Raw genomic sequence first — 18,577 nt, 5'->3', positions numbered from 1 at the left:
ATAAATTTAAGGAATTAAGGAGATTCGAATTATGGCAAGTTTAAAAGGAACCAGGACGGAAAAAAATCTGCTCACCGCCTTTGCCGGTGAATCCCAGGCAAGAATGCGCTATACTTATTTTGCCAGCCAGGCGAAAAAGGATGGGTATGTCCAGATTTCTGAAATTTTCGCCGAAACTGCCGACCAGGAAAAAGAGCATGCAAAGCGCTTTTTTAAATTTCTTGAAGGTGGCGAGGTCGAGATTTCCGGCACCTTTCCTGCCGGTGTTATTGGTACCACACTGGAAAACCTGAAAGCGGCTGCGGCCGGAGAGCATGAAGAGTGGTCTCATATGTATCCGGAATTTGCCGAGATTGCCAGGAAAGAGGGTTTTGATGCCATTGCCCTGGTTTTTGACATGGTATCTGTTGCTGAAAAACAGCATGAAAAAAGATACAATGACCTGGCGGCCAATATTGAGGCAGGCACGGTGTTCAAAAAAGAAGCCCCGATCACCTGGCGGTGCCGGAACTGCGGCTACCTGCATGAAGGGATTGAAGCGGTTGAAATGTGCCCGGCCTGCGCCCATCCCCAGGCGCATTTTGAGGTTCTTGGTGAAAACTGGTAATCGGAAATTTTTTAAGAGCAGTTCCTAAACAGGGATGCGCTTTGTTCTTTTGTTGAACAGAGCGCATCGTTTTTTAATAGCAATGTTGATTTTTGACGTCCAAAATTGACAAAATCCGATTATGAACTTATAGTTTCGGTAATTTTAACCTAAAAAAATAGGAAATAATTATGGCGGAAAATATTATTCATCTCAATGACGAAGACTTCGACGAATTGTTAAAAACATCTGACAAGCCGATTATGGTAGATTTCTGGGCACCCTGGTGTGGCCCGTGCAAAGCCATTGGACCGAGCCTTGAAGCACTGGCCGATGAATTTGGTGATCAGATAACCATTGCCAAAGTCAATGTGGATGATAACCCCATAAGCCCCAGTAAACATAATGTACAGGCCATTCCAACCCTTATTTTTTTTAAAAATGGATCGGTTGTTAATCAAATTACCGGCATGGTGGCAAAGGAAAAACTTGAAGAGGCCATCAAAAGCGTTCTTTAAGGAGATTTCCAATGAGTGAATATGATCTGGTGATCATCGGTGCCGGGCCGGCCGGTCTAACCGCAGGACTCTATGCGGCCCGGGCCCGGATGAATGTTTTGCTGATTGAAAAAGCAGCGCCCGGCGGTCAGGTTCTTGTAACGGACTGGATTGAAAATTATCCTGGGTTTCCCGAAGGGATTTCCGGATTTGACCTGGCCGAAAAAATAAAAGAACAGGCGTTGACCCTGGGGTTGGATATTGAAACCGCAGAGGTTCAGGACCTTGATCTTTCCGGGAAAATTAAGGAGGTAATCCTCAAGCAAAAACGCATTAAAACCAAATCCCTGATCATTGCCTCGGGTGCATCGCCCAGGAAACTTGGGGTTGGCGAGGACAAGTTCATGGGTAAAGGGGTGTCCTTTTGCGGTACCTGTGACGGGCCTTTTTTCAAAGATAAAGTGGTGGTAGCCGTGGGCGGCGGGGATACCGCGATCCAGGAATCCATCTTTCTCACCCGGTTTGCTAAAAAAGTGTATGTCGTCCATCGCAGGGATGAATTACGGGCCACCAAGATTCTCCAGGAAAGAGCGTTTGCCAACGACAAAATTGAGTTCATATGGGATAGCGTCGTAACGGGAATGGATGGATTTTTCAGCGTTGAAAAAGTGAATGTAAAAAATTTGAAAACCGGTGATGAGTCTAAAATTGAGGCAAACGGCTGCTTTATTTGGATCGGTATTCTGCCCAACACCGAATTTATAAAAGGTGCTGTGAAGACCGATGAAAGTGGTTTTATTCTTGTGGATACCCAAATGCAGACAAACGTACCCGGTGTGTTCGCCATCGGCGATGTCAGGGATACGCCTTTGCGACAGATTGCAACAGCTGTGGGAGATGGTGCTGTGGCTGCGTTTTGTGCAGAGCACTATGTAGAGAACTTATAAAATGAAAAAAATTCTCATTGCAGGATTGATCTTTCTTCTACTGTCAGGGTGTTCCCTGTTTGAAGAAGAACATCAGATGAACAAAAACGCCCAGCAGCTGGCCGCTGAAGGGGCTGCGTCATTTATGAATGAGGATTACGCAGATGCGATCAAGGCGTATACGGATCTGAAAGACTGGTACCCTTTCAGTAAATATGCCATTCTGGCGGAATTAAAAGTTGCCGATGCGCATTTTCAGCTTAGGGAATATCCCGAGGCGATTGCTGCCTATGAAAGCTTTGAAAGAATGCATCCTAAAAATGAGGCGGTGCCGTATATTATCAACCAAATCGCCATGTGTTGGTTCAATCAGATAGACACCATAGACAGGGATGCAACGCCTTCAAAGAAAGCAATGGCTGAATTTGAAAGACTGATCCGGTTGTTCCCGGAAAATGAGTATAGCCAAGAAGCTTTGGCGCATATAGATGCCTGCATTGACAATATAGCCGGCCATGAATTATATATCGCCAATTTTTATAATAAAACAAAAGAATACAAGGCTGCGCTGAAACGTTACCAGTATATTGTGGAAAACTATGCCGGGACCGATCAAAGTCAAATCGCCCTTGAAAAAATTCCCGAGGTGTCTGAACAGATTAAAGCAATTGAATCAGACAACAAAAAGAAATAAAAAACCTTTACTTTTATTATAATATGTTGTATCCATCTTGGGTTTTAATTTTGATAGAGCGATTTTATTAGGAGTATAAATTATGTCAAAAGAATGTGCAATCTGTGGAAAAAAACCAATGGTCGGCAATAATGTCAGCCATGCTCATAATCTCAATAAAAGGCGCTTCAATCCCAATCTCCAGAGAGTTCGTGCGGTGATTAAACCGGGTTGCGTCAGAAAAATTGATGTATGCACCTCCTGCATAAAGGCGGGAAAAGTCACCAAAGCCTCTTAGTGTTTGAACGAAAAGTCACCCCATCTGCGGCGTTAAGATGCTTTTAGATTAAAACCGAAGTCCACGAAATTTAGAACTACCATATCTTCGTGGACTTCGTGTTTTTCGTGGTAAATACGCTTTAATTTAGATGCATTGGCTACAGGATTTTGGAAGCCAGCTCTGCCAGTTCAGAACGTTCCCCCTTTTCAAGATTAATGTGGGCATAAAGATTTTGCCCCTTCATCTTTTCTATGATATAGGCAAGCCCATTGGTCTGGGTGTCCAGATAGGGATGGTCTATCTGGAAGATATCTCCTGTAAAAATAATTTTTGTGCCCTCGCCTGCCCGTGTGATAATGGTTTTTACCTCATGGGGAGTCAAATTCTGGGCCTCATCCACGATAAAAAATACCCGGACAATAGACCGCCCCCTGATATATGAAATCGGTGTAATAACGATCTTTTCCTCTTCTATCAGCTCCTTGATATTCTTTCCGTTGACACCATTTTCATTAAATTGATTTTGTATAACAGAGAGATTGTCATACAGGGGTTGCATATATGGATCCAGCTTGGAAGCCACATCTCCGGGCAGAAATCCTAAATCTTTGTTGCTCAGCGGAACCACGGGTCGGGCGATGAAAATCTGGCGGTAGAACTGCTTTTTAGCCAGAGCCGCGGCCAGGGCCAGCAGGGTTTTTCCGGTTCCGGCCTTGCCGGAAATGGTAACAAGAGATATATCCGGATTGAGCATGGCATTCAGGGCAAATGTTTGCTCGGAATTCCGCGGTTTGACGCCATAGCATATTCTGGGCTGAATCAGTTTTACGGTCTGGCTTGCGCCGTCAAAATAAGCCAGGGCCGACTTAGATCCATTTTTCAATATTACATTTTCATTGGCAAAAAGCACAACATCCTCACCCAGGCTTTCGGTTTGTGTTTCATAGGGTTTCTGATACAGCTTGTCCAGTACCTGGGAGCTGATGTTATTTACCACCTTCATACCGGTATACATCTCGGAGATGTTTTCAACAAACTGGGAGTTGTAATTTTCAGTTTTCAAACCAATGGACCGGGCTTTCAGCCGCAGATTAACATCCTTGGTTACAAAAACAACATTATTGAAACCATTTTCTTTGGCAATGGAATAGGCAATGTTTATGATTTTGACATCCGGGGTGATCTCATTAAAGTTATTTCTAATTTTGGGATCCAGGTCGGTGTCCAGGCGGATGGAAATACTGCCCTCTCCATTACCAATGGGTGCCCCGCCGTTGAGTACCGTATCACTGGACAATGCATCCAAGGTTCTTAAAAAGTCCCGGGCATTGCAATTTATGACATTATTTCCTTTTTTAAATTTATCCAGTTCCTCAATAACTGTAATGGGAATGCAAATGTCATTGTCTTTGAATTGGTGAATGCATCCGCTGTCATGTAAAATGACATTGGTATCCAGAATAAATATTTTTTTCATACAAATCTCCGTATAAAATCAAGTCTCTTCAGTGGTTACCCGTTTAACCTCGTTGACGGTTTTTACCTGACGTAATTCTTTCATGACTTTTTTAAGCTGCCCGGAACTTTCCACCATGATGGTGAAATAAAAAACCCCAATACCCTCGTCCGATGTTTCCGAATGCGCGTTTAAAATATTGATCCCGGCCTTTGAAATCACAGCAGCAATGTCGGCCAGCAGGCCGTGGCGATCGTCTGTTTTGATGCAGATGGACGCAGGGTATGATTCCTTAATATCATTGGCCCATTCGACGTCAATAATCCTTTCACTGCTCATTTTTAAAACATTAATGCAGTTCTTCCGGTGGATGGCGACCCCTTGGCCCTGGGTGATATATCCGATGATAGGATCTCCCGGCAGAGGATTGCAGCACTTTGAAAATTTGACCAGAATATCATCGAGTCCTTTTACAATAACCCCGGAGGTTCGTTTGCCCGAAGCCCGGGAAACTATTTTTTCAATGAAAGAAGCATCGGCATCTTCCGCATCTTTTTCAACGCCCGGCACAGCCCGTTTCAACACCTGAAGCGCTGTCATTTGTCCGAATCCCACATGGGCGATCAGGTCGTCAACCGTCTTGAACCCCAATGATTCCGCTACCCTGCCAATGTCACCTGATTTAATCAGCGCATTGAAATTTTGATTGCGTTTTCTGAATGTTTTCTCACACATTTCCCGCCCCAGGGAATAGCTTCGCTCTTTTTCCCTGGCATTGATAAAGGCCCTGATTTTTGTTTTTGCCTTGACTGTTTTAACAAAATTGAGCCAGTCCCGACTGGGATTGTGTCCTTTGGTGGTTATAATTTCAATGGTATCACCGGTGCGCAGCTCGTGGGAAAGGGGTACAAGCTTGCCGTTGACCCGGGCCCCTGTACACTGGGCCCCAACCTCCGTGTGAATCCGGTAGGCAAAGTCGACGGGTGTGGCTTTTTTGGGAAGCGTTTTAATCTCGCCTGTCGGCGTAAATACATAAATTTCTCCAGGATAGAGATCGATGCGCACATTTTCAAGAAACTCATCCGGATCTTTGAGGTTTTCTTGATTTTCCACAAGATTTCGGATCCAGGCAAACAGTTCACCGGTGTTTTCGTCAATTTTGCTTCCCTCCTTATATGACCAGTGGGCTGCAATGCCGGATTCCGCCACCCGATCCATCTCATGGGTTCTGATCTGGATCTCCACCCGTTCACCTTTGGGGCCGATGACCGTGGTGTGGATGGACTGGTACATATTTGGCTTGGGATTGCCGATATAGTCCTTTATTTTATAATAGATGGGTTTCCACATGGAGTGAACCGCCCCCATGGCGGCATAACACTGGGGCACGGTGTCCAGGATGATTCGAAAGGCAATGATGTCATAAACCTCATCAAACTCAAGGCCCTGGGACAACATTTTCTGGTAAATGGAATAAAAAGATTTAAACCGTCCCTTGATCTGGCAGGGCAGTTCCATCTCTTCCATTTTATAGTGCAGGGAGGTTGAAACCTCTTTAATATACGCTTCCTGCTCATCCTTGGCCTTATTGACAAGGTTCAGGATACGATCATGCTCTTCCCGCAGGGTGTAAAAAAAGGCAATCTCTTCCAGTTCATTTTTAATCCAGAAGATGCCGAGACGTGCAGCGATGGGTGCATAGATATCCAGGGTTTCCTGGGCGATAGCCGCCTGCTTTTCCGGTTTTTTGTGGTATTTAAGGGTCCGCATATTGTGCAGGCGATCAGCCAATTTGATGAGCACCACCCGGATGTCATCTGCCATGGCCAGGATCATTTTACGCAGGGACTCTGCCTGCTGGGCCACCTTGGTGGCCGCATGCAGGGCGGACAGCTTGGTCACGCCCTCCACAATATGTGCAACCCCGGGGCCGAACATATCGGAAATATCTTCTTTGGTGGCAGGGGTGTCCTCAATCACATCATGGAGCAGGGCGGCGGCAATGCTCTCCATGTCCAGCTTCATGTGGGCCAGAATATTGGCCACCTCCAGGGGGTGAGACAGATACGGTTCTCCTGAAAGCCTGACCTGTCCTTCATGAACCCGGGCGGAATAGATATAAGCCCGGTCAATGAGCGAGACGTCCGCATCTGGACTGTATTCATAGATTTTGTCCAATATGTCGGTGATTCGAATCATTTTATTCTGCCGGCTGCTGTTTTGTCCTAAGCTTAATATGCCTTGGCAAACAGGACCCGTCGCTCACTTTTTGCATCACAGCAAATACAGGTCCCCGCTTCATCAGGGCTGTCAAACGGAATACACCGGATGGTTACGGACAGATCCTGTTTTATTTTTTCTTCACATTGACCTGATCCGCACCAGTGGGCCAGGACAAACGCGCCGTTGTTATATCCTTTTGCTTTCTTATACAAATCGTAAAATTGTTTTTTTTCATCAATGGAAAAGGTGTGGGCCTCCCGGAAGGCAAGGGCGCGCTGGAACAGCGTACTCTGGATGTCATCCAGAATGTCGGCAATGGTATTTATAAACGCTTCTCTGTTAATTGCCTTTTTCTCACCCGTATCCCTGCGGGCCATGAACACGCTGTTGTTTTCAATGTCCCGGGGGCCAAGTTCCACGCGCACCGGAATACCTTTTTTCACCCAGTCCCATCCTCTGGCACCGCCGATGTCCCGGTTGTCGATCTCCACTTCCACGGGCAGGCCGTAAAAGGTCTGCTGCCTCAGGGCGGTTTTAAGTGCTTCAGCGCTTTCCAGGACACCTGAATTATCAGCCCCTTTCTTGATAATGGGAAGGATCACGACATGGGCCGGGGCAATGCGGGGCGGAACCACCAGGCCGTCATCATCGGAATGTACCATGATCATGCCGCCGATCATCCGGGTGGATGTTCCCCAGGAGGTGGTCCATGCATAGTCTTCCTGACCCGTTTCATTCTGGAATCTGATGTTGGCGCTTTTGGCAAAATTCTGGCCCAGGAAATGGGAGGTACCGGCTTGAAGCGCTCTTTTATCCTGCATCATGGCTTCAATACAGGTGGTATCATCCGCCCCGGGGAATCGTTCGGATTCACTCTTACGGCCTTTAATTACCGGCATGGCCAGCCATTTTTCAACAAATCCGGCGTAAAGGTCCAGCATCTGAAGGGTACGCGCCATGGCCTCATCTCTGGTGGCATGGGCCGTATGGCCTTCCTGCCATAAAAATTCACTGGTGCGCAAAAACATGCGCGTGCGCATTTCCCAGCGCACCACATTGGCCCACTGGTTTAACAGAATCGGCAGATCCCGGTAGGAGGAGGTCCATTTGGCCATGGATTCACCAATAATGGTTTCAGATGTGGGCCGGACAATCAATGGTTCGGCCAGCTCCCCGGCCGGTACAAGTCCGCCGTCTTCCCCCTTTTCCAGCTTATGATGGGTGACAACGGCACACTCCTTGGCAAAACCGTCCACATGCTCAGCCTCTTTTTCAAGGTAGCTCAGGGGAATAAATAGTGGGAAATAGGCGTTTTTTACCCCGGTTTCCTTGAACAGATCATCCATCCGGCGTTGGATGTTTTCCCAAATAGCAAATCCCCAGGGTTTGATCACCATGCATCCGCGGACCGGCGAATTTTCCGACATGTCCGAGGCTTTTACCACCTCCTGATACCATTGGGGATAATCTTCTTCCCTTGTGGGGGTAATGGCGGTTTTAACTTTTTTTCCCATTTATTTCCTCCGCATCTAAAGTCATCGCATCAATCTCTTTTATCAGTTCATCCACAAGATACGCCTGGTCAATTTTACGGATAACTTTGCCTTTTTTAAACAAAATGCCCTTGCCGTCGCCGCCGGCAATGCCGATATCCGCCTCTTTGGCTTCTCCGGGACCGTTGACCGCGCATCCCATAATAGCAACTTTAATCCGTGCGGAGCGCTCAAGTAAAGCTTTTTCTACCTGTTCGGCAATTTTAAACAAATTTATTTTACACCGCCCGCAGGTAGGACAGGAAATCAACTCCGGCCCCCGCTGCCGCAAACCCAATGCCCGTAAAATTTCAAACCCGGTGCGAATCTCTTCCACCGGGTCCCGGGTCAGGGATACCCGGATAGTGTCACCAATCCCTTCGGCCAGCAGCATGCCGATGCCGATGGCGGACTTGGTGATGCCGGCATAAAGACCACCGGCCTCGGTAACACCCACATGAAGGGGCACGTCGGTTAACGGTGCAAGCTGCCGGTAGGCCTCCACGGTGCGTTCCACATCCGAAGCCTTCAAGGAGACCTTGATGTCATAAAACCCCAGATCCTCCAGAATCCGGATATTGGCAAGGGCACTTTCCACCATGCCCCGGGCTGTCACACCGAATTGCTTCTCAATCTCTTTTTCCAAAGATCCGCCGTTTACCCCGATGCGGATGGGAAGGTGGTGGGCCTTGGCACAATCCACCACGGCTTTTATTTTGTCTGCCGTGCCGATATTACCCGGATTTATCCGCAGTCCATCCACCCCGGATTCGGCCGACGCAAGGGCCAGACGCCAATCAAAATGGATATCGGCAATCAAGGGAATGTGAATCCGGGCTTTAATTTTTTTTAAGGCCCTGGCCGCTTCCATATCCGGCACAGCTGCCCGGACAATTTCGCACCCGGCCTTTTCCAGGGACAATATCTGATTTATCGTGGCCTGCACATCCTGGGTCTGGGTGTTGGTCATGGACTGAACCGAAACCGGGGCTTCGGAGCCCACAGGTTGTGATCCCACCTTTATCTGCCGGGTTTTCCGGCGTTCTTTGAGCAGCGGCATAAATTAAATCCTTAATTTAAAAAAGCACATGCCTGCATCGCAGTTTCAGATGCAAGCATGTTATAAGAAACTATAGACAAGATACAAGAAACAAGGGGATGAAGCGCCTCCGGCGCCCATTTTAGCCTGCATTGTTGGTGTCTTTAGTTTCATTGTTTGTTGTGGGCTTGTGGCCCATGTAGGTTTATATGAGAAATAAATTATCATACCGAGGCAGCTCTTTTCAAGATGTAGCTCACACCTGAAACCACCACCGAAATTTCAGTGCCGGGTAAAAAAATTACAACGAATACCATCTAAATTGAATCATACTTAATACTTTTCTTGACAAAAACTGTCTCACTATCCTAAAAGTATGAGTGGTGTACTTACAAGTCAGATAATCGTACTACCGGAGACAAAGATTTTAGTCCTCGGTTTAAGAGGGATAAAAGCATGTTTCATTTGCTTTTCGAAAAATTCCATTTGAATCGAGACATTGATCACAACCATAAACGAAGAGAGGTAAAATGAGCGCGTTAGGTTTAACACACAAAATCCTCAAGGATCACCTGGTTGAACCGGCTGAGTTGCCGGCCCCCGGGGAATTGATCAAGATCAAGATCGATGAGGCTTTTACACAGGATGCCACCGGCACCATGTGTATGCTTCAACTGGAAGCCATGGGCATTGATAAGGTAAAGCCCCTTTCTGTAAACTTTGTTGATCACAGCATGCTTCAATCCGGTTTCAGAAATCCGGATGATCATCAATACCTGAGAACTGTTGCCGCTAAGCTGGGCATCATCTTTTCACCGCCGGGAACCGGTATTTGCCATTTCACCAATATGGAAAACTTTGTTAAACCCGGCATGACAGGTGTTGGCGCTGACAGCCATACCGTGAACGCCGGTGGCGCAGGTGCAATCTTCATGGGTGCCGGCGGATATGACGTTGCCCTGGCAATGGCAACCGGCATGTACACCATGCCCATGCCCAAGGTGACCCGGGTTAACCTGACTGGTGAGCTGGCCAAAAACTGCATGGCCATGGACGTCATCCTGAAGATGCTGGAAATTGTCACCGTAAAAGGCGGCAAGGGCATTATCTTTGAGTATGCAGGTCCCGGCGTTGCGACCCTGTCTCTGACAGAACGGGCCACCATCACCAACATGGGTGCTGAAATGGGTGCCACCACCTCTATCTTCCCCAGTGATGAAAGAACCAAAGAATACCTGGAAAGCCGTGGCCGCGGTGGTGATTACACCGAACTGTCCGCAGATGAAGGCGCATCCTATGATGACGAAATTGAAATTAACCTGTCTGAAATCGAACCGCTGATCGCCATCTATCCTTCTCCGGGTAATGTTGAAAAAGTTAAAGATCATGCCGGAACCAAAATTCATCAGGTTTGTATCGGTTCCTGTACCAACAGCTCCTTTGAAAACATCGCCACCTTTGCAGAAACCCTTAAAGGCAAACGTGTTAAAGTTGATACCCTGCTCTATCCGGGTTCCAGATCCGTGGCCATGCAGCTGGCCGACGCCGGTTATATGTCAATGATGTTTCATTCCGGTGTCAGAATCATGGAGAATGGTTGCGGCGCCTGCATCGGCCAGGGCGGTTCTCCCCCAAGCGAAGGTATCACCCTGAGAACCTTCAACCGGAACTTCCCCAAACGTTCCGGTACGGACGACGCCGAGTGTCATCTGATCAGCCCGCTTGTTGCAGCGGCCAGTGCCCTGACCGGTGAGATCACCGTTCCGGAAGCCAAAGACATTCCCATTAATGTCATTCCGCCGGTTATCGACACCGACTCCTTTATCATGCCGGATCAGGCTGATAAATCCGAAGGCGTTGTTCGCGGACCCAACATCATGGCGCTGCCTGATTTCAAGCCGCTGCCCGACGTTGTCAAAGGCGAAGTTCTGCTTAAAACCGGCGACAACATCAGTACCGACGACATCCAGCCTGCCGGTGTATTCCTGCCTCTGCGCTCCAATGTTAAAGAATATGCCATGCAGGCAACTTACAACCAGGTTGACAGCACCTTTGCCGAACGCGCTGTGGCGCACAGAGACGCCGGCGGAGAAGGTTTCATCATTGGTGCTGAAAACTACGGTCAGGGAAGTTCCCGTGAACATGCCGCGCTGTGCCCAAGATGGCTTGGCATCCGGGCCGTCATTGTTAAATCCTTTGCCCGTATCCATGTGGCCAACCTGGTGAACTTCGGTATTGTTCCGATGACCTTTAAAAACCCGGATGACTATGACAAAATCAAACAGGGCGACACGGTATCCTTTGATGCCACAGACCTGGCCGGCGATCTGTTCCTTGAGGTCAATGGCGAAAAACTTCCGCTTGAACGCGCTTTTGATAAAGACGTGATCCCCACGCTGAAATTAGGTGGCGCGCTGCCTCAGTTTAAAGCGACCTTCAAGGGATAACCGCTGTAATTAAAGCATTAAGCCTGGGAAACACTGTTCCCCGGCATTCATAAAATAAAAGGGGGATAATCTAACGGTTATCCCCCTTTTATTAATTCTTAGGCAAGAAAACCCCGAAGTCTTTAGCTTCGGGGATGAATTGCCATATTGTTAACCTTGTGATTCGATATATTCCCTAATTGTATCAATTGAAGCATTCCCAATAGAAATGATTTTTCCTTCTATACTTCATCTACACAGTCTTTAACGTTTTTTGATGAAATAATACTTCAATATACTTAATATTTTTTACAATAGGCTTGCTGCCATTAACTATTTTTAAATATTGCCCTTTGTTTTGAACGCCTATAGCTCGATATATTTTACCATCGAATTTAACAATATCATCAGGTCTAATAGCATATCTTTGTTTTCTAATTTGACGCCTGCCTTTTGATACCTTAACTCCTCGGTACTTTCTCAAGTTTTCACCATTAAGGTTTTTGTTTCGAGTTCTACGCCCAGAGTGAAGCTCTCCACCTGAAACTTTTTTACCTGTACGAGTATCAATGATTTTTGCATCATAAAACTTTTCAAGACAACGATTATTCTTACGTTTTTGATGAAAAAATATTGGTTTACACCTTTCCTGGTTCTCTCCGCCTGCTATACAAAAAGCATCATGGTAATGTGTCTTGGGCAAACTCAATCCTATTCGCTTATGCTTTGTAATATGCCCATATGTATGGGCGCATTTCAGTTCATCAACTAATTTCCAACGAACAATCGACATAAACGTTTCCGGTTTGAATGACTTTGTTTTTGCCTCCCAACCATAAAGAAAACCTTTTTTCTTATGTTTAGCTGGTGTGTGGCACTTATCGCAAAGTGTAATTAAGTTTCCGGGTCGATCAGACCTATCTTTTTTCCAAAAACCAATATGGTGGATTTCTAATATCTGATTTTTAGATTTGTTTTTACAATTAGGATTTTGACATTTGTGGTTATCTCGATGAAGAATGTATTCTCTTAAATTCCAAAAACCTAATTGCTCCCCTTCTTGGTATTGCTTGCCATTGATTTCTGGAGCTTTAATTTTTTGAATATCAAAGGCAGCTATTTCAATAATCGTTTTGGTTATAGGTAGTACAGAGCAAAGACGCTTAATAAATTTGATATGGGAATCAAACTTATGTTGAATAGAGGGAGCAAGCCAACCTTTAGGCTTAATACGATTGTCAAATCGTGGTTTTCTGTATCTTAAACGTGAACGTCTTTGTGTTCGATACATACGTCTTTCCTTGTTTCTTTCAACCTGTCCTTGAAGTAACTTAATTTCACTTGAAAAAACTTCATTCGTAGGGCTTACTACTGAAATGCCGATATTGTGATATCCAGCATCAACACCTAAGACTAGATCTTGCTTCGCCTCTCCGGTAGCATAGGTTAGTTGAATGGTAAAAGGTCGATGGCTATGAATTCGTGCCTTCCCATTTTTCAACAATAACCTTGCTTTTTGCACGGTTGTAGGCATTAAAGCCTCACCTCTCATATTTAATACACAAACTTTCAAATTAATTTCCTTAATAAAAATTTAGCAGATACTCTCAAGATCTACTCTCACAAAAGTGATTGATCCACTTCGCCAATGTTATCCGTAGGTTTAAAGTTTGCATCACTTCTCCTACCCTCAGAGATGTTTAAACACAAACCGCAGACTTTGGAACGAGTGGAGTATTCCAGGCTGCCTACAATATATTCTACAGTAACGTAGTTCTCAAAGAACTTAGGCTAATCAACTTGGCTTGAAAGTTACCTCTCAAGCCACTCGGTCTTTAGCCGAGGGGTTGTTGACTATTGATATAAAACAGAAATCAGCATCCTCGTGCCTACCACGTAAAGCAGCACGGCAAAAATACGTTTGAGCTTGTCAACGGGCAGGTTATGGGCAAGTTTTACCCCAATGGGCGCCGTGAGTACTGAGGCTGCAACAATTCCCGCCAGAGCAACGAGATTGACAAACCCCAGGGACAGGGGCGGCAGATTCGGGGTGCCAAGCCCGTTGATCACATACCCTGAAAAACCGGCTGCAGCAATGGGGAATCCAATGGCGGATGAGGTACCGATGGCTTTGTGGATTTTGGTATTGCACCAGGTCAGAAACGGCACCGACAAGGTACCGCCGCCAATGCCCACAAGGCTTGAAAAGACGCCGATGATGCTGCCTGCCGCAAAGATACCTGTGGTGCCGGGGATATCCCGGGTGGGTTTGGGTTTCATTCCCATAATCATCTGGGTGGCCACATAGTATAAAAAAATGCCGAAAAAACATTTAAGAAAATTAGTGGAAAGCATGGAAGCAATCCAGGTGCCTGTAAACGTCCCTACCAGGATACCCGGCGTTATTCTGAAGACCACGGGCCAGACCACAGCCTTGCGTTTATGATGGGAACGCATACTGGAAACCGAAGTAAACAAAATACTGGCCAAAGAGGTGCCCAGGGCCATGTGAACAATAACTTCATGGGCCACATGCTGGTGCGTAAACACCGAAGTGAGCATGGGAACAATCACAAGGCCGCCGCCAATGCCCAGAAGCCCGGCCAGCACCCCCGCCACACCGCCCACAGCCAGATACAAAACTATATAAATCATTGAATCAGTCCTTTATCCGTAATTATACAAAAATGACGAATATATAAAATCAGAATGAAAAGCAATCAATCATAAATTACTTATCTGTCAAATTCTCAAACCCATACCAGGCAGCACCATGCAAAGCCGCCTTGGGATCAAGAATCACATAAACGGGCATATTGGCGCACAATGAAAAAAACCGGCCCTTGTCGGCAATACTGCTTAAAAAATCGGGCCGGGCCAGCCTTTTGAGGATACGCGGCGGTATCCCCCCGCCAAGATAGATGCCGCCTGTGGGCAGAAGCGTCACAGCCATATTGCCGATAACCGTGCCAAGGGCGTGGACAAACATATCCAATGTGGCGTCGCAGATATCAACTTTGTTTTCAAGGGCGGTTTCTACAATCACCGGTGTTTTATCCGCCGCTGCAGCCAGTTTTTGCTTTAGCCAGCCAGGTTCCGGGAAAATTTTATTTTCCAGAAAATATTCATAAATAATGGGCAGGTGGCTGCCCGAGCACACCCGTTCAAAACTGACGTGACCATAGCGCCGGGTTAAAAATTCCAGAAGTTTAACATCCTGGGGATTCCGTGGGGAAAAGGCTGTATGCCCCCCTTCGCCGGCAAAGGCACGGTACCGGGCGCCTGTCCAGACCATGAAAGCAATGCCTAAACCCGTGCCCGGCGCAATAACCGCCTTGTTGCCCATGGGCTCAGGAGTTCCCGGATTCAGGGTAAACAAATCGTCTTTGTCCAGACAGGGTACTGAAACGGCAATGGCTTTTAAATCATTTATCAATGAAACCCTCGGGATGGCGCAAGTTTGTTCAATCTCATCAGCGCTGATTTCCCAGGGCAGATTGGTGATCCGGCAATGCCGGTCTTTTACCGGGCCTGCCACCCCGAAACAGGCTGCTTGCGGTTTTGCACCGGTCTGATCTAAAAATCTTTTAACAATGCTTTCAAAAGACTGATACTCAACATTTTTAAAGCGGGTTTCGTGAACCGGATTTCCCGGCACTTGTGTTCTTTCGGCATAGATCCCAAGCACTGTTTTTGTGCCGCCGATATCCCCTGCAAGAATCATGGGCCTTCCCTCAGTAGAATAAAAAGGTTATGAATGTGTTTGACAACAATATTCTTTATATATATAGGCTTTTTTTAAGCATTTTAGGAGCGTTAATAAAGAAATATGTTTAATACATATTTGCTGCTCGATGACCGAGTTGCAGTGAACGGAGCAAACCATGGACACGTATTATATTGACGGCAAATTCGTATCTGAAGACGAGGCTGTCCTTTCTGTAAAAGATATCACCGTATTAAGGGGATTTGGCGTATTTGACTTTCTGATCACCTATAACAAACGTCCGTTTCGCCTTGAACAGCATGTGGCCCGCCTGGAAAATTCCGCCCGCCATATCGGACTTGAACTGACGCACGCCAACAAAGAAATCTGCGACATTGTCATGCAGACCATAGAAAAAAATCCACACCACAAAGAAGAAAATATCCGCATTGTCTACACCGGTGGTATCAGCTCTGACGGCGTAACTCCCCAGGGAAACGGCATTCTCATGGTCATGGCCACGCCCAAGCATGAGCTGCCGGACTGGTGGTACACCCAAGGCACCAAAATCATCACTGTGGACATGGAACGATTCATCCCCGAAGCCAAGAGCAGCAACTATCTGTCAGCCGTATTCGCCCAGCAGAAGGCCCGCAGCCAGGGTGCCATTGAAGCCATCTACAAAAATAAAGACAATCGTCTGCTCGAAGGAACCACCACCAATCTTTTTGCGTTTAAAGACACCACCCTGATCACCCCACCCGGCGGCATTCTGCCCGGCGTAACCCGGGGCGCTGTGCTGGAACTTTTGGAAAAAAAATATGACATTGTTCTGGATTTTATCCCCCAGGCGGATTTGGCCGAGATGGATGAAATGTTTATCACGGCATCCAACAAAGAGATCGTGCCCATTATCCAGGTGGATGATATAGTTATCGCAGACGGTAAACCCGGTGAAAAAACCCTTGCCCTGATGGCGGACTGGAAAGCATATACAACCGCATACGGACGTGGAGAAGTAAATTGATGAATTCTTCCAATGCAGCATCCATTCTTGAGCCCCAAAGCCGGGTGCAGGTGGATCTGTCCGCCTTTGGACAGAATGTACGAACCCTGAAACGCCTGATTCCAACCAGTACCCGATTCTGCGCTGTGGTCAAGGCCAATGCTTACGGGCACGGCGGAATACAATGCGCAAAAACCGCCCTTGAAAACGGGGCCTCTTTTCTTGCTGTGGTCCGGATTTCGGAAGCCGTCACCATGAGACATGCCGGTATTACCGCACCCATTCTTCTTTTAGGCGAAGCCCTGCCCGAACAGGTCTCTTTTCTTGCGAGCCACGGCATCCGGGCAAGTGTGGCGGATATCCAGGCAGCCAGGGCCCTGTCTGCCGCTGCCCAAGCCTTGAATACCACACTGAAAATTCATATTAAGCTGGATACGGGCATGGGACGCCTGGGGTTTCTTCATCCCGACGTGGGTATCTCAAAATCCGGGAACGCGGCCGGTATCCGTCAGGCCGCGGGCATTGCAGGCCTAAAAGGCCTTGGGGTGGAAGGCGCCTACACCCATTTTGCCAAGGCAGACATCATTGACAAAACCCATGCCAAAGAGCAACTGACCCGGTTCAATGAAATGGTTGCCATGCTTACGGATATGCGAATTTATCCGGAAATCCGCCATGCAGCGAACTCCGCAGCGGTTCTTGAGTTGCCCGAAGCCCATTTTGACATGGTTCGTCCGGGCGTTGCCATGTACGGGATGGCCCCCTCGGATGAGGTGGATATCGCACGGCATAAACTTACGCCGATTATGTCCATCACGGCAAAAATCATTTATGTCAAGGCGGTGCCTGAAAATTTCAGCGTCTCCTACGGTTGCACCCATGTTACAACGGCCCCCACGGTAATTGCCACAGTTCCTATCGGGTATGCCGACGGGTACAGCCGGCTTTTGTCCAACCAGGGATACATGCTGGTTAAAGGCCAAAAAGCGCCCATTGTGGGCCGGGTCACCATGGATTTTACCATGATTGATGTGGGACACATTCCAGGGGTCAAACCCGGAGACGATGTCACCATCCTCGGCCCCCAGGGAAATGAACGGATTACGGCCGACGACATCGCCGGTCTCACCGGGACCATCAATTACGAGGTCACCACAGGCCTGACCGGACGAATGCCTGTATTACATTAAATCATGTATTTTAACGTATTATCAAAAGCGTTTTTCAGCATGTCCGCAATGGTCCGGTCAACAACCTTGGCTGCAATTTCAAGAAGATCGGAAAAAGAGGTCATCGTATCGTCTGCCTGACGCGCATCCACCAGCGCCTCCTCCTCGTTGGCCGCTGCCTCACTTGCTTCGCCGGCGTCCTGGGTTTCCAGGTAATGAGCAAACAGGCTGCTTAATGGTTCACGCACCCGGGCCAGGGCTTCTTCGTGCTGTTCCTCCAGAAGTTCGGACAGCTGATCCATCAAAGAAGTTTCCAGATTACCCGCCATAGGTGTGCTTCCGCCGTCCGCGGTACCGGTACCCGTATTATCGAAATCCTCAAGATAAGCTGAAGCCGGGTCCTGTCCCAGAACTCCTGTGGTAGCGGTCTGCTCTTTGCTGTATATGGCGTATCCATACTGCACGGTAATATCAGCTTCATATGAAGATATTGAGTCGTAATATCCCATGTGCATGGCTTGGGAAACAGCATCCTGCAGATCCCCTTGCCTCATCTCGCCGATAATGCCGTCCACACCGGTTATAATAGACTCAATGTCCTCAAGTTCCGCTTCGTTTAAGTCCCCTTCCACTGTGAACGCAAACGTCTCTCCGGAACTTAAGGTAATCTCCCGGACATTGTAAGAGGCTGCGGCATAGCCCTCTTCATTGCTGACGACACCCTGGCGGCTATATTCATGGGCTTCAAGTTCAGAATACTGACTGGTGAACAGGGAAACTATATCCCCTTCCCGGGTCTGGATGGTCAGTCCCGCATTAAGGCTTGAATATGAATCAACATAACGTTCGCTTGAACGTGACGCGGTATTGGTGTTTGACAGTGCTGCACGATTCTGCAAACCATAGGAGTTGTTGACCTGCGGCACGCTGTTCATAAAATGCGGCAAGGAAACCCCTGAGTCTTTAGCTCAGGGGAGGAATTGCCGTCCTCCTTATAATTAAGATAGTAGCCCAGGCACCGGACCTTAGCACGTCGTATTGTAGGAATAGCCGTCAGA

At 47.4% G+C, this 18,577-nt stretch carries 16 protein-coding genes; 8 read left to right on the top strand and 8 right to left on the bottom strand.

Going from position 1 to position 18,577, the window contains the following annotated elements:
• Nucleotides 1-31 precede the first annotated feature (31 nt).
• The 5 genes from rbr (at nt 32) to rpmB (ending at nt 2,980) form a co-directional block, all read left to right on the top strand.
• Nucleotides 32-607 carry a rubrerythrin gene (rbr, locus tag HXW94_RS10680; RefSeq protein ID WP_178366888.1) on the top strand — a complete coding sequence of 192 codons (576 nt, stop codon included), beginning with the start codon at nt 32-34 and terminating at the stop codon, nt 605-607.
• Between the two features lie 170 nt (nt 608-777).
• Nucleotides 778-1,104 (top strand): thioredoxin, encoded by a 327-nt coding sequence (gene trxA / locus HXW94_RS10675; protein ID WP_178366887.1) that lies wholly within the window; start codon nt 778-780, stop codon nt 1,102-1,104.
• A gap of 11 nt (nt 1,105-1,115) precedes the next feature.
• Complete coding sequence (gene trxB, locus HXW94_RS10670) at nt 1,116-2,030, top strand: thioredoxin-disulfide reductase (protein WP_178366886.1); 915 nt, start codon at nt 1,116-1,118, stop codon at nt 2,028-2,030.
• 1 nt (nt 2,031) lies between these two features.
• A complete protein-coding gene (locus HXW94_RS10665; protein WP_178366885.1) occupies nt 2,032-2,703 on the top strand; it encodes an outer membrane protein assembly factor BamD in 672 nt (223 codons plus the stop codon).
• Nucleotides 2,704-2,785: 82 nt separating this feature from the next.
• Nucleotides 2,786-2,980: a 50S ribosomal protein L28 gene (gene rpmB / locus HXW94_RS10660; protein ID WP_020589339.1), complete on the top strand. Its 195-nt coding sequence runs from the start codon at nt 2,786-2,788 to the stop codon at nt 2,978-2,980.
• 139 nt (nt 2,981-3,119) lie between these two features.
• On the opposite strand, the gene HXW94_RS10655 is transcribed toward rpmB, so the two are convergent.
• From HXW94_RS10655 to ispG, 4 genes are read right to left on the bottom strand one after another with little or no spacing between them, the layout of a single operon-like run.
• A complete protein-coding gene (locus HXW94_RS10655; protein ID WP_178366884.1) occupies nt 3,120-4,439 on the bottom strand; it encodes a PhoH family protein in 1,320 nt (439 codons plus the stop codon).
• Between the two features lie 18 nt (nt 4,440-4,457).
• Nucleotides 4,458-6,617: a RelA/SpoT family protein gene (locus tag HXW94_RS10650; protein ID WP_178366883.1), complete on the bottom strand. Its 2,160-nt coding sequence runs from the start codon at nt 6,615-6,617 to the stop codon at nt 4,458-4,460.
• A 32-nt stretch (nt 6,618-6,649) separates the two neighbouring features.
• A complete protein-coding gene (gene proS / locus HXW94_RS10645) occupies nt 6,650-8,155 on the bottom strand; it encodes a proline--tRNA ligase (RefSeq protein WP_178366882.1) in 1,506 nt (501 codons plus the stop codon).
• A complete protein-coding gene (ispG, locus tag HXW94_RS10640) occupies nt 8,139-9,233 on the bottom strand; it encodes a flavodoxin-dependent (E)-4-hydroxy-3-methylbut-2-enyl-diphosphate synthase (RefSeq protein ID WP_178366881.1) in 1,095 nt (364 codons plus the stop codon). Before ispG ends, proS begins: the two co-directional genes overlap by 17 nt.
• Before the next feature lie 509 nt (nt 9,234-9,742).
• Between ispG and HXW94_RS10635 the strand changes: the two genes are divergently transcribed.
• The gene (locus HXW94_RS10635) at nt 9,743-11,659 is read left to right on the top strand and encodes an aconitate hydratase (RefSeq protein ID WP_178366880.1); all 1,917 of its coding nucleotides are present in this window, start codon (nt 9,743-9,745) and stop codon (nt 11,657-11,659) included.
• Nucleotides 11,660-11,891: 232 nt separating this feature from the next.
• Here the strand turns inward: HXW94_RS10635 and iscB are convergent, their stop codons facing one another.
• From iscB to glk, 3 genes are all read right to left on the bottom strand, one after another.
• A complete protein-coding gene (iscB, locus tag HXW94_RS10630) occupies nt 11,892-13,211 on the bottom strand; it encodes an RNA-guided endonuclease IscB (RefSeq protein ID WP_218576678.1) in 1,320 nt (439 codons plus the stop codon).
• A gap of 281 nt (nt 13,212-13,492) precedes the next feature.
• On the bottom strand, nt 13,493-14,293 hold the full coding sequence (locus HXW94_RS10625) for a sulfite exporter TauE/SafE family protein (RefSeq protein WP_178366879.1): 801 nt from the start codon (nt 14,291-14,293) through the stop codon (nt 13,493-13,495).
• A 76-nt stretch (nt 14,294-14,369) separates the two neighbouring features.
• Entirely contained in the window at nt 14,370-15,362 is a 993-nt protein-coding gene (glk, locus tag HXW94_RS10620) for a glucokinase (protein ID WP_178366878.1), read from the bottom strand.
• Between the two features lie 160 nt (nt 15,363-15,522).
• Here glk and HXW94_RS10615 point away from each other — a divergent pair, with 160 nt between their 5' ends.
• On the top strand, nt 15,523-16,371 hold the full coding sequence (locus HXW94_RS10615; protein WP_178366877.1) for an aminotransferase class IV: 849 nt from the start codon (nt 15,523-15,525) through the stop codon (nt 16,369-16,371).
• Entirely contained in the window at nt 16,371-17,540 is a 1,170-nt protein-coding gene (gene alr / locus HXW94_RS10610; RefSeq protein WP_178366876.1) for an alanine racemase, read from the top strand. The genes HXW94_RS10615 and alr overlap by 1 nt, the downstream gene beginning before the upstream one ends.
• Here the strand turns inward: alr and HXW94_RS10605 are convergent.
• Nucleotides 17,537-18,466, bottom strand: coding sequence for a hypothetical protein (locus HXW94_RS10605; protein WP_246293836.1), 930 nt, complete (start codon nt 18,464-18,466; stop codon nt 17,537-17,539). The two genes, alr and HXW94_RS10605, sit on opposite strands and share 4 nt — an antisense overlap.
• Nucleotides 18,467-18,577 lie beyond the last annotated feature (111 nt).

Source organism: Desulfobacter latus, assembly GCF_013389365.1.
Lineage (GTDB): Bacteria > Desulfobacterota > Desulfobacteria > Desulfobacterales > Desulfobacteraceae > Desulfobacter > Desulfobacter latus.
The sequence above is the reverse complement of the archived record's forward strand: the minus strand, read 5'-3'. Positions and strand labels throughout refer to the sequence as shown.